This window comes from Cellulomonas hominis, assembly GCF_005239125.1.
GTDB lineage: Bacteria > Actinomycetota > Actinomycetes > Actinomycetales > Cellulomonadaceae > Cellulomonas > Cellulomonas hominis_A.
In genome coordinates this window covers 1-11564 of the sequence record NZ_SZYE01000127.1, presented here as the reverse complement: position 1 = coordinate 11564, position 11564 = coordinate 1, and the positions used below count along the sequence as shown (strand labels likewise).

The 11564-nt window shown below is 76.3% G+C and carries 8 protein-coding genes, 1 tRNA gene and 1 pseudogene; 2 read left to right on the top strand and 8 right to left on the bottom strand.

Annotated features, from left to right (window positions below; genetic code table 11):
* Positions 1–193 precede the first annotated feature (193 nt).
* From FA014_RS13985 to FA014_RS13970, 4 genes are read right to left on the bottom strand one after another with little or no spacing between them, the layout of a single operon-like run.
* The gene (locus tag FA014_RS13985) at positions 194–718 is read right to left on the bottom strand and encodes an adenylyl-sulfate kinase (protein WP_230323161.1); all 525 of its coding nucleotides are present in this window, start codon (positions 716–718) and stop codon (positions 194–196) included.
* Between the two features lie 27 nt (positions 719–745).
* On the bottom strand, positions 746–4111 hold the full coding sequence (locus tag FA014_RS13980) for an ATP-binding protein (RefSeq protein WP_154730272.1): 3366 nt from the start codon (positions 4109–4111) through the stop codon (positions 746–748).
* A complete protein-coding gene (locus FA014_RS21075; protein WP_154730271.1) occupies positions 4108–5025 on the bottom strand; it encodes a DUF4194 domain-containing protein in 918 nt (305 codons plus the stop codon). Before FA014_RS21075 ends, FA014_RS13980 begins: the two co-directional genes overlap by 4 nt.
* Positions 5018–6496, bottom strand: a complete 1479-nt coding sequence (locus tag FA014_RS13970; protein WP_154730270.1) for a DUF3375 domain-containing protein — start codon at positions 6494–6496, stop codon at positions 5018–5020. Before FA014_RS13970 ends, FA014_RS21075 begins: the two co-directional genes overlap by 8 nt.
* Before the next feature lie 94 nt (positions 6497–6590).
* On the opposite strand from FA014_RS13970, the gene FA014_RS13965 reads away from it, so the two are divergent.
* The gene (locus tag FA014_RS13965) at positions 6591–7388 is read left to right on the top strand and encodes a class I SAM-dependent methyltransferase (protein WP_154730269.1); all 798 of its coding nucleotides are present in this window, start codon (positions 6591–6593) and stop codon (positions 7386–7388) included.
* A 9-nt stretch (positions 7389–7397) separates the two neighbouring features.
* Here FA014_RS13965 and FA014_RS13960 read toward each other — a convergent pair whose 3' ends face one another.
* The 3 genes from FA014_RS13960 to FA014_RS13950 form a co-directional block, all read right to left on the bottom strand.
* A complete protein-coding gene (locus FA014_RS13960) occupies positions 7398–8579 on the bottom strand; it encodes a GNAT family N-acetyltransferase (RefSeq protein WP_154730268.1) in 1182 nt (393 codons plus the stop codon).
* A gap of 410 nt (positions 8580–8989) precedes the next feature.
* The gene (locus FA014_RS13955) at positions 8990–9661 is read right to left on the bottom strand and encodes a hypothetical protein (RefSeq protein ID WP_154730267.1); all 672 of its coding nucleotides are present in this window, start codon (positions 9659–9661) and stop codon (positions 8990–8992) included.
* 213 nt (positions 9662–9874) lie between these two features.
* Positions 9875–9958, bottom strand: a tRNA-Leu gene (locus FA014_RS13950).
* Between the two features lie 185 nt (positions 9959–10143).
* Here FA014_RS13950 and FA014_RS13945 point away from each other — a divergent pair.
* The gene (locus FA014_RS13945) at positions 10144–11370 is read left to right on the top strand and encodes an AI-2E family transporter (RefSeq protein ID WP_154730266.1); all 1227 of its coding nucleotides are present in this window, start codon (positions 10144–10146) and stop codon (positions 11368–11370) included.
* Here FA014_RS13945 and FA014_RS20065 read toward each other — a convergent pair.
* Positions 11367–11564 (bottom strand): annotated as a pseudogene (locus FA014_RS20065) (hypothetical protein); the annotation flags it as partial. The gene FA014_RS13945 and the pseudogene FA014_RS20065 overlap by 4 nt on opposite strands.

The following is an 11564-nucleotide window of genomic DNA, read 5'->3' as shown; positions in this document are numbered from 1 at the left end:
CCGCGGCCGCGCGGGACGTCGCGGGCCCGGGCGGCGGGACGCACGCGCACTGACGCCGCCCGCCCGGCCCGGGCCCGCCCTGGCCCGCGCCGCCGAGATCGGCGCTTCCCGCCGAGATCGGCGGGTGGACGCACCGATGTCGGGCGCACGCGCCGATCTCGACGTGGGTGCGCGCGGCCGGCGCGCCGGCCGGTCAGGCCTCCCAGGCGGAGGCGGCCGCGACGTCCGCCGCGACCTGCTCGACCGTCCGGCCGTCCGTCCCGACCCGGGTGACCCACGGGCCCGCCGCGCGGTCGAGCAGCTCCGCCGCGGCGGCCGACCGGTCGAGGTGCTCCCGCAGCGCGGACCCGATCTCCCGGGCCCCGAGCCGCTCCCGGATCGTCCGCACGGACGCCGTCAGCAGCACCCCGGACACCCGCGCCCGGCCGCCGAGCGCCCGGGTGACGAGCTCGCGCTCCAGGACGCTCACCGTGTTGACGTAGACGATCCGCCGGTAGCCCGCGGCCGCGTACACCCCCCAGACCGCGCGCAGGTTCGCCTCGGTCAGCGCGGTGCCGTGCGGGTCGGCCGCCGGCTTGGGGTACGCGGCCGACAGGTTGTCCCCGTCGACCAGGCAGTGCGCGAGCCCGGAGCGCCGCCACCGCGCCGACAGCTCGAACGCGACCGACGACTTGCCCGCGCCCGACCGCCCGGCCACCAGCAGCACCTCCGGCTCCACCGCCGCCCCTCCCCCGGCCCCGCCGCGTCAGTCCGCCGCGACGCCCGCGACCGGCTTGGTGCGCGACCGGCCGCCGGTGTCCTTGAGCACCACGTACTTGAGGTCCACGTGCGGCTCCAGCGCGCTGAACTTGTCGTTGGGCGCCCCGATCACGAGCTGGAAGCCGAGCCCGCGCCAGGCGCCGATCGCCCGGCCGGTGAACCGCGCGTCCGCCTTGATCAGCGCCTCGTCCAGGAACACCGGTGCGTACCGCGGACGCGGCGCCCCGGCGTCGCCGAGCTGGTACCGCAGGGCTGCGCCGACGATGAACGCCACGAGCTCCTGCGACTCGCCGCCGGACTTCTCGCCGATGTGGTCGTACAGCGCGACGTGGTTGCCGTCCAGGTCGACCTTCTCGGCGCTGAGCCGCACGTGCCGGCGGACGTCGACCAGGTCGGCGAAGTCCGGGGACGTCCGCCGGATGCGGTCGATGACCTTCGCCATCCGGTGGTACCGGCGCTCGCGCTCGGCGTCGGACGCCTCGGTGGCCAGCAGCTCGTTGAGGTCCTTGAGCTCCTTGCGGAACCGGGCCACGACCGTCGACTGCGTGTCCCGGGCGTCGATCCGCAGCCGGTGGTCGTCGTCGGCGAACGGGAGGTCCGCGAGGATGTCGTTGACCGGCTGGATCCGCTCCTTGATCTCCCGGACCGACCGGCTCAGGCCGTGGTGCAGGTCCGTGAGGTCGTTGCCGGACAGCCGCAGGAGGCTCTTGCGCCACTCGGCCTCGAGCTCGTGCAGCCCCGACGTCTCCAGCGCCGCGAGGATGCGGGCGAAGTCGGCGTACGACCCGTCGGGGTCGGTGCCGAGGTTCGGGTCGGGCCAGCGCTCGACGAACGTCTCGAAGGTCCGGCGCAGCGCCTCGCGGGCCGCGCCGATGGTCTGCTGCGCGGCGAGCAGGTCGGTGCGCAGGATCTCGTTCGCCCGCGCCACCGTGCTGTCGAACGCGGCGAGCGCCGCGGCGGGCGCCGGCCGGGACCCGCCCGCGCCGGTCCCCGAGGACCCGCCCAGCAGCGCGTCCAGGTACGCCCGCTGGTCGTCGCCGACGGTCACGCCGGCGTCCTGCGCCTCGTCCAGCGCGAGCTGCGCGGCGTCGACCTCGTCGGTGACGGTCGACCAGCGGCCGCCCAGGTCCTCGGCCGAGCCCTTGGTCCGGCCGACCTCCTCGGTCAGGTCGCGGATCGTCTTCTCGAGCTCGCCGACGCGCTGCTGGAGCCGGGTGACCTCGGGGTTGCCGGCCGTGACGTCCTCGATGACCTGCGACCACCGGGCGCGCTCGGCCTCGACAGCCGCGACGTCCACCTGGTCCCAGGAGACCGCGTCGAGCTGCTCGTAGGCGCGCAGCTCGACGTCGTGCGCGTCCAGCCGGTCCTCGGCGGCGCGCACCTGGCGCTCCGCGTCGTCCAGCCGGGCCTGCGCGGCGGCGATCTGCTCGTCCAGGTGCGCGAGCCGGCGGGTGTTGGTGAACCCGAGCACGTTCGCGCGGCCCTGGCCGCCGTGCGCGCCCCGGCGGCCCTCGGACACCTGGCCCGAGCGGGTCAGCGCCTTCGGGTGCTGGGACAGCTCGCCCGGGGTGTCGACGCAGACGAACGCGAACCGGCTCGCGAGCTCGCTGCGCAGCCAGCCGGTGAACGGCCCGTTGCGGAAGTCCAGCCGGCCGGGCAGCGTCCGCGGGTCCAGCGCCACGTCGGAGCGCAGGTCGGTCGGCACGCCCTCGAACCGGATGCGGCGCGCCGTCGGGACCGCGTCGATCGCGCGGCGGAACGCCGTGACGTGCGCCGCGTCGATGAGCAGCAGCGTGGCGAACCCGCCCAGCGCCAGGTTGAACGCGTCACGCCAGGGCTCGTGCTCGGTGCGGACCTCGATCAGCTCCGCGACGAACGGCAGCTCCTCCGGGGTGAGCCCGGCCGCCTCGGCCAGCGCCGCGCGCGCCCGGTGCAGGTCGCCCGGGATGTTGTCCTGCCGTCGCGCCACGGCGTCGCGGTCGGAGCGGAGCACCGCCAGGTCGACCCCCGCGGCCTTCTTCTCGGACATCGCGGTGCCGAACTCCGCGCGCGCCTCGGACTTCGCGTCGCCGTCGGCCTGCGCCCGGCGCCCGCGCGCCGCCAGCGCGTCGAACTCCTTCTCGCTGGACACCGTGGTGCCGAACGCGGTGCGCAGCACGTCGTCGAGCCGGCCCCGGGCGCGGGACACGCGCTCCAGCCGGTCCTCGGTCGCGACGAGCTCGCGCTGCGCCGTCGCCAGCCGGTCGCCGCCCGACGACCACAGCGTCTCGCGGACGCCCTCCAGCTCCGAGCGCGCGGCGGCGATCCGGCCGGTGGTCTCGGCGGCGCGCTTCTCGGCGTGCTGGTGCTCGCGGCCCAGCTCCTCCTCGACCGCCCGCAGCAGCCCCAGCCGGCGCTCGTGCCGCCAGAGGGCCGCAGTCGACCGGTCGTCGTCGAACGTGCCGACCCGGTCGATCACCCGCAGCCGCTCCGCGGCCTCGTCCAGGGCCGCCCGGTGCTCCCGGATGGGCTCCAGCGCCTTCACCTGCTGGCGCGCGGTGATCATCTGCTCGCGGGTGCCGGACAGCTTGTCGAACTGCTCGACCACTGCGTCGGCCGTCGCGAACGTGCTCGGCTCCTCCAGCACCATCGCCTTGTACAGCGCGTCCACGGTGGTGATCTGCTGCCCCGCCTGGATGCGGCCGAGCAGCGCGACCGCCTTGGCGCCGTCCCCGGTCGCGCCGATGCCGAGCGTCGAGTGCAGCCGGGCCGTGAACTCGCGGTCGGTGTCGAACGCCGTCAGCCCGGCCTCGGCCAGCACGGGGCGCGGGAACCGGTCCGCCGCGGCGCCCTCCAGGTCGCGCAGGTCGAACGGGCCGTCCGCCGTCGCGCGCAGGGCGATGACGTCCTCCAGCGTGCGGGCCGCCGACGGCACGTACCAGGCGCGCACCGCGGTCAGCTCGCGGCCGGCCTGGTCGACCCAGGTCATCGCGATCGCGGACCACGTGTCCCGCCCGTCGCCGCGCAGCACCCGCTGCCGGGTGCCGTCCGCGGTGCGCGACTCGTCGAGCTTGCCGCGGGCGTAGGACAGGATGTTCCGCTGGTCCTTGCCGCGCGGGCGGCCGACGACCCCGCCGTTCGACGCGCCGTTGAACGGGGTGGTGTGCGGCATCAGGAGGGCGATGTACGCGTCCATCAGCGTCGACTTGCCGGAGCCGGAGCCGCCGGACAGCAGCGTCGCCGTCGGGGCGAACCGCACCCGGTGGTGGCCGTCGTAGCCGCCCCAGTTGACGAGCTGCAGGTCGCGGGCGACCCACTGCTGGCCCGTCGACGCGGCCGGGATCAGGCCGAACAGGGTGTCGACCATCGTCATCGTGCGACCTCCGGGTCGTCGTCGTCAGCGGCGGGGGCGGCGGCGGGCTCCGGGGCCGCGGCCGCCTCCTCGAGCGTGGGACCGAGGTCGGCGGGCTCCCCGGCGTCGGCGTCCGCGTCGGCGGGCTCCTGCCCGGCGTCGGCGGTGCCGGCGCCGTCGTCGGCGTCCGGCGCCTCGTCGACCGGCGCCTCGTCCTCGACCGGCGCCTCGTCGGCCGCCGCCTCGTCCGCCGTAGCCCCGCCGCCGGTGCGGACCTGCTCCCGCAGCCACGCGCTCAGCTCGGACAGCCGCTCGTTGCTCAGCACCACCTCGACCAGCGGGGTGACCCGGTACCGGCCCTCCGACTCCTCCTCGACCACGCCCTCCTTGGCCAGCCGCAGCACCGCGGCGCGGATCTCCCGCTGCCGGGCGGCCACGTTGGTGTCGTCGGGGTCGAAGTAGGTCAGCGCGGTCTGCTCGATCTCCTCGACGTCGACGCGCGCAGACGTCTCGCCCGCCCCGCGCTCGCGCTGGAAGACGGTGCGCAGGTGCACGAGCACCAGCGTCTCGGCGCGGGTGTACGCCTCGTCGCGGAGCAGCACCGGCACGTCGAGCTCGTCCGACCGCACCTGCCGCTTGTAGGCGATGCCGCGCTGGTGGTCGACGACCAGGTGCACGAACAGGTCGTGCAGCCGGGACTCGATGACCTGCTGGTTGTCCAGCAGCGTGCGCCACTGCTGCCGGTTCTTCTCCGCGAGCAGGAACCGGCGCTGCAGCAGCCGGACCAGGACGCGGCGGACGTCGGCGTCGAGGGTCCCGGAGTCGCCGGGGAACAGCTCGGCCGGGTCCTCCTCCATCGACACGGTGTCGATGAAGACGTCGACGTCGTCGGCGCCGGGGACCTCCGCGCGGTCGTCCGTCGTCGTGTCAGTCATGGTCCTCGTCCTTCGTCAGTGTCGTCACGCCCCCGAACGCGAACCGCCGCCGGGTGCCGTCCGGGCGGACCGCGTCCACGTACGCGACCTCGTCCGTCTCCGTCATGCCGCGCTGGTGGGCGATCTCCAGCAGGCCCAGCAGGTCGACCGGCCGGCGCAGCGGCTCGGGCGCGGCGTTGAACGCCTCCCCCACGTCGACCGTCGCCGCGCCACCGGCGAACGCGGCGAGGTGCGACCCGAGGTCGGCGTAGTGCGGGCCGCCCCAGGCCAGCGCCTCCGCGGCCGCCGCGTCCGCGTCGTCGCCGTCGTCCCACGCGGTGAGCGGGCTCGGCGGCTCCGCGGGCCGCAGGTCGCCCGCGGTCTGCCGCAGGTGCTCGACCTCCGCGACCGGGAGCCGGCGCAGCGGGTCGACGGCCTGGCCGCGGCGGGCACCCGGCACCCAGGCCTGCAGGCCGGTCATCACGTCGCGCAGCAGCTCGTCGACCTGCCGGTCGCGCAGCGGGTCGTGGTTCCGCACCTGGGCGGTGATGACGAACGACGCCTCGCGCTGCGCCGTGAACACCTGGTCCAGCCCCTGCTCGATCCGCCGGCCGATGTCCCGGAGCTCCGCGCGCTGCTGCGCCGGCAGCCGGCGGGTGAACCGGTGCCGCAGCACGGTCGACAGCTGGGTGGCGAGCGCGTCGAGGCGCTGGGGGTCGCCGATCAGGCGGAGCGCGCCGGCGAACGCCCGGCCCTCGGGGGTCGCGTCCATGACGTGCTCGCCGCGCTCCAGGTACTCGCGCAGCACCTCGCCGGTCGGCCGCTCGTCCTGGCGCAGCGCCTGCACGACGTCGCGCTGCATCACCTTGATCGACTCGGCGACCCGGGCGAAGTCGGCCGGCAGCTCCCGCACCAGGTGCAGGACGTTCTCCGCCTCCTCGAGGAGCGTCTCCTCGTCGGTCTGCTCGACCTCACCGGTCCGCTGGATCCGGTCCAGCTCCGTCCGCAGCCGCGCGATCTCGGCGTCCAGCCGGGCCATCCGCATCATCGCGTCCGGGTCGGCGTCCTCCGCGAGCCGCTCCACCGCGTCCAGCAGGGTCCGCACCCGGGACTGGGACACGCGCGCCCGGGTGCCGCCCGCGCGACCCGCGACCTCCAGCGCGCCCACCGCGTGCGCGGACAGGGTGTAGACCTCGACGTCGTCGTCCAGCACCTGCCGCGCGAGCCAGCCGGCGTCGGCCCACTGCCGGCACAGGTCGCGGGGTGAGCCGGCCGGCAGGTCGTCGCCGTGGCCCGCCGCGCGCAGCTGGTCGAGAGCGTCGCCGACCTCGGTGTGCGCGTCCGCGACCGGGACCTGGGGGCGCTCGGCGGTGAACACGAGCGACAGCAGGGAGACGACGAGGGGGGCGTGCCGCTTGTGGAGCAGGTCCAGCATCGGGTTCTGGAAGGCCCGGACGGCGCCCAGGTACGCCCCTTCGGCACGAGTGATCATCGCCGGACAGCGTAGGTGACCGGCGGGGGTGGTCAGGACCCCCCCGGGACGGAAGTCGCCCCCGCCGCGGCCCGCGCCCGCGCAGACTGGCTCGATGGGCAGCCGGGCCGACCTCGACGCGCACCTCCGCCGGTTCGACGGGGGACGGTTCGACGAGCCGTCGCCGCGCACGCCCCGGTCCCCGGCCGGGCTGGTCGAGCTCGCCCGGACCCGGCGGCTGCTCGCCGACCACCTGCCGCCGGGCGCCGAGGTGCTCGACGTCGGCGGCGGGACGGCGGTGCACGCGGCCTGGCTCGCCGGGCGCGGCCACCCCGTCACGCTGGCCGACCCCGTGCCGGAGCACGTCGCCACGGCCCGCGCGGCGGGCGGGTGCGGGGCCGAGCGCGGCGACGCCCGCACCCTGCGGTTCCCGGACGGGTCGTTCGACGCGGTGCTGCTGCTCGGGCCCCTGCACCGCCTGCGGGACCGCGCCGACCGGCTGGTGGCGCTGAGCGAGGCCCGGCGGGTGCTGCGGCCCGGCGGGGTCGTGCTCGCGGGAGCGGTCTCCCGGGTGGTCGCGGCGACGGACCGGGTGACGGGCGCGGGGTCCGCGGACCCGCCCCGCCCCGCGCGGCTGCGGCTGGTCGAGCGCGGGGAGGGTCCCGCCGACCCTGCCGAGGGCCTCTCCGCGGCGCACGTCCACACGGCGGCCGAGCTGCGCGAGGAGGTCGCCGCCGCGGGGTTCGACGACGTGCGGGTGACGGGCGTCGAGGCGCCCGGGTCGCTCGCCCTGAGGCTCGTGCCGCCCGACGACCAGGTGGTCGCCGCGGCGGTGGTGCTCGCCGAGCGCGCTCCGGGGCGCCCGGGCGCCCCGGACCCGTCCGGGCACCTGCTGGCCGTGGCGCGGCGCTGAGCGCGGCGCTCAGGCCACCAGCGCCAGCCACTCCGCGAGCTGCTCGCCGCCCGCCGGGACCAGGGGGAGCCCCGCCGCCCGGGCGCCGATCCCGAACCGGGCGGCCACCGGGGCGGCGCGCACCGCGGTCCGCCCCACGAGGCCGCGGGTCGACACCAGGAGGTCGGCCTGCTCCCGCCGCCCGGGGTACAGCTGGGTGCCGGCGACGTACCGCGCGTCGAAGGCCGGGTCGAACGCCGGGGCGTCCGTCGACCCGAGCACGTACGTCAGCTCCGCCAGCCGGCCGACGGCCCCGGGGCTGTGCCGGGCGTGCTTCTCGCCGTACGCGTCCAGGAAGCCGAAGTACGTGCCGCCCGACCGCAGCGCGTAGCTCAGGAACACCGTCTCGCCGCCCGCGGTGAGCCGGAGCACCATCGCGTCGCCGTCCCGGCGGAACCCGGCGACCACGTCCCGGAACCACCGGTGGGCCACCGGGTCGAGGCCGAGCGCCGCCCCGCCGCGCGCGGCGTCGCCCTTCCAGCCCGCGGCCTGGAACGCGGCGAACTCCGCGTCGACCGCGGGGTCGTCGCTCACGTCGTGCAGCTCGAGCGCGCCGCCGGCGTCGCGCGCGAGTCCGCGGAGCCGCCGTCGCAGGTCCTTCCGGCGCCCCGCGCCCATGTGGTCCACCGCCAGCGGCGGGTCGAGGACGGGCCCGCTCGTCGCCCGCGGGAGCCGCTGCGCCACCGCCGACCGCGGGGCGTAGGCGCTCGAGGTGCGGCGGCGCTCGTGCACGAGCATCCCGCCCCGCGCCACCACCCGCCCGAGCGCGTCCGCGAGCGGCCCGTCGACCGGGAAGTGCTGCAGCTGCACCAGCCCCGGCAGCCCGACCTCGCGCAGCCCGCCGAGCAGCGCGCCGAGCGCGTCGACCTCGCGCCCGACCCGCACCAGCGGGTGGTGCCGGTCGGAGTGCGTCGTCATGAACGTCCCCCCGGTGGTCACCGCCCGGACCGGCACGCCCGGGGCGACCGTGGTCGTCGTCAGGGCGAGCAGCGCCAGCCACTCGCCGCCCTCCTCGACGACCAGCAGCCGCACGTCGTCGACCTCCCGCCCGCGGTGCCGGGCCGGGACGAGGAACCGGGGGTCGAGGTAGAGGTTGGGCTCGACGGCGGCGTCGGCGAGACGGCGCCAGGCGCGCACGTCGACGGCGGTCACGCGGGGCAGCGGGACGAGGCGGGCGTGCACGGCGTCCTCCGGGGCGTCGTCGCCGGTGAGGCATCGGTCGCCGCGAGACTACGGTCCGGTTTGTCCCGTTTGTGGCTCGGTGCGGGGTGAACTCGACGCCGACCACCCGGTCGCGCTCCCCCGTCCCGGACGGCACCCGCCCGCCGGGGCGTCCGGACCACCCGACGTCGCAGGTCAGGCCGCTCCTCGGCCGGCGGCGCGGGCGGTCGGCCGCCCGCGCCGACGCGCGCGGGTTCCCCCGTTCCGACGACACCCGGACGGCCCAACCGGTGCGGGCTCAGCCCACGGTCCCCGCCCCGCGCGGGTTCGTCGGCACGCCGAGCACGCCGCCGAACGGGCCGACGACCGCCGCCGTCCGGAACCCCTCCGGCGTCCCGGCGTCAGGCCCGCCCGGTCACGTCGAGCACGGCGAGACCGCCGCCCAGCGCCCAGTCGTGGGTCAGGGCCGAGAGCTCCGGCACGTCCTGGAGCGCCACCCCGCCGGCGGTCAGCACGACGACCACCCCGTCCCGCACGACCTGCAGGCCGGTGACGTCCAGCTGCGCGGCGGGGTCGTACCCGCCGCCCGGCTTCAGCGCCCACGCCCCGGCGGCGTCCAGCCGCGGGTCCTCGACGCCCCACCCGAGCGTCCCCATGCTGTCCTCGGTGAAGGTGGGGTCCCGCAGCACCCCCACGCTGAGGCCGCCGTAGTTCTCCAGGTCCAGGCTCGCCTCGCCGGTCTGCGTGGTGTGCCAGGCGCAGCCGAGCTCGGGGCCGTCGACCCCCTCGGTGACGCCGTTCTCCGACCCGGGCAGCTCGACCAGCCCCGCGACCGCGGGCCCCAGGGCCGCCTTGACCTCGTCGCAGGTCGGGAGCCCGTCACCCGCGGGCGCCTCGGGCGCCGCCTCCGCGTCCGTCGCGGCGGGCGCCGGGTCGGTCGCGGTGACCGCACCCGCACCCCCCGCCGCGCCGTCGTCCGCCGGCGCAGAGCCCTCGCCGGACCCGCACCCCGTCAGCAGCAGCGCCGCGAGGACGACCAGCGCGCCCCCTCCGGACGTCGTCCACGCACGCATCGTTCCCCCGGTCCTCACCCGTCGGCCGCCGCCGTCGACGGAGCCGCCGACCAGGCCGGTCCGTCTCGCAGGGTGAGCAGGATCGGCTCGTCGGTCGGACCATCCTGGCGCGTGGCGCGAGCGGGTGTCCAGACCTCTCCCGACGCGCGCGGGAACGACGAAGGCCCCGGTCCTGGCGGGGACCGAGGCCTTCGTCGTCGCTGTCTCAACGAGTGTCCGGAGGGGGACTTGAACCCCCACGCCCTATACGGGCACTAGCACCTCAAGCTAGCGCGTCTGCCATTCCGCCACCCGGACAGGGTGTACGCCTGACGAGTACGAGGTGCGCTTTTCCGCGCTTCCCGACCCCTCAGGTGCGGCAGAAAACATAGCACGGAGTGGCGGCCGAGCACGCATCCGCAGGTGGGGGCACACTGGCGGGGGCGTCCGGCGGTGCACCGAGCCGGACGCATCGCACCAGCAGCCCGGAGGTGGCGCGGACGATGGCCGAGCAGAGCGGCACCGACCGCTACGGCACCGGCAGGCCCGGTGCGCCCGCAGGATCCGGGGCCCGACGGGTCGCGGGCCAGCGCCGCGCCCCCACCGGCGCCGCCCTCGACGACGGGGTCCCGCGGTGGTTGCGGACCTCCGCGGGCATCACCTGGCGGCTCCTCGTGCTGCTCGCCGGCATCTCGCTCGTGTTCTTCGCCACAGCGCAGGTGCAGCTGCTGTTCGTCGCGGTGTTCATCGCGTTCGTGTTCACCGCCGTGCTGCGGCCCGTCGTCGAGTTCTACACGCGGGTGATGCCCCGCGCCCTCGCGACGGCGCTCGGTCTGCTCACGGGGTTCCTGGTGCTCGCGGGCATGGTGTTCTACGTCGGGTACTCCGTCGCGAACCAGTGGCAGGCCCTGTCGCGGCAGTTCGGTGACGGCATCGACCAGATCGTCGACTTCCTCGAGAACGGGCCGCTGCCGTTCTCGATCAGCAACGACCAGATCGCCCAGTGGATCGACAACGGGCGCCAGTGGGTCCAGGAGCACGCCGGCGACCTCGCCGGGCAGGTGGCGGCGTCAGCTGGCTCCGTCGTCGAGGTCTTCACCGCGCTCGCCCTCGCGGTCTTCTGCGCGATCTTCTTCCTCGCGCGCGGCCAGGACATGTGGACCTGGTTCGTCAACCAGCTCCCGTCGTCCGTGCGCGACTCCTGGAAGACCGCTGGGGGCGCCGGCTGGTACACGTTCTCCGGCTACACCCGCGGCACCGTGATCATCGCGGTCACCGACGGCCTGCTCGCGTTCATCCTGCTGTCGATCATCGGCGTCCCGCTCGCGGCGCCCCTCGCCGTCCTCGTCCTCATCGGCGCATTCATCCCGCTGATCGGCGCGCCGGCCGCCATGGTGATCGCGATGATCGTGGCCCTCGCCGCCAACGGCCCGATCCAGGCCGCGTTCGTCGGCATCGGCATCGCGCTGATCGGGCAGTTCGAGGGGCACGTGCTGCAGCCGCTCGTCATGGGCAAGCAGGTGTCCCTGCACCCCGTCGTGGTCGCGCTGGCCGTCACGGGAGGCACGCTGACCGCCGGCATCCTCGGCGCGGTGATCGCCGTGCCGCTGGTGTCCGTGGTCTGGGCGATCTGGTCGAGGTTCCACCAGCCCGATCCCCCGATGGAGCCCGAGGAGGCGGCCGAGGAGGTCCGGCCGGTCGACGAGGACGGCGAGGGCGCCGAGGCCTAGGCCCCCGCTGCACCGTCGGGCGCGACCCCGTCGGACGCGGCCCCGTCGGACGCGGCCCCGTCGGACGCGACCCCGTCGGACGCGACCCCGTGGAGCGCCGCGGGCGGGGCGCCCAGCTGCTCCACCGCGGCGGCCAGGGCCCGGGTCCCCGCGTCGTCCACGGGCCGCAGCGGCGCCGGGAGCCGGCCGACGTC

Excerpts from the sequence above, each read along its gene's own strand:
- FA014_RS13980 (WP_154730272.1), bottom strand. The coding sequence starts at position 4,111 with ATGACGATGGTCGACACCCTGTTCGGCCTGATCCCGGCCGCGTCGACG.
- FA014_RS21075 (WP_154730271.1), bottom strand. The coding sequence starts at position 5,025 with ATGACTGACACGACGACGGACGACCGCGCGGAGGTCCCCGGCGCCGAC.
- FA014_RS13970 (WP_154730270.1), bottom strand. The coding sequence starts at position 6,496 with ATGATCACTCGTGCCGAAGGGGCGTACCTGGGCGCCGTCCGGGCCTTC.
- FA014_RS13965 (WP_154730269.1), top strand. The coding sequence starts at position 6,591 with ATGGGCAGCCGGGCCGACCTCGACGCGCACCTCCGCCGGTTCGACGGG.
- FA014_RS13955 (WP_154730267.1), bottom strand. The coding sequence starts at position 9,661 with ATGCGTGCGTGGACGACGTCCGGAGGGGGCGCGCTGGTCGTCCTCGCG.
- FA014_RS13945 (WP_154730266.1), top strand. The coding sequence starts at position 10,144 with ATGGCCGAGCAGAGCGGCACCGACCGCTACGGCACCGGCAGGCCCGGT.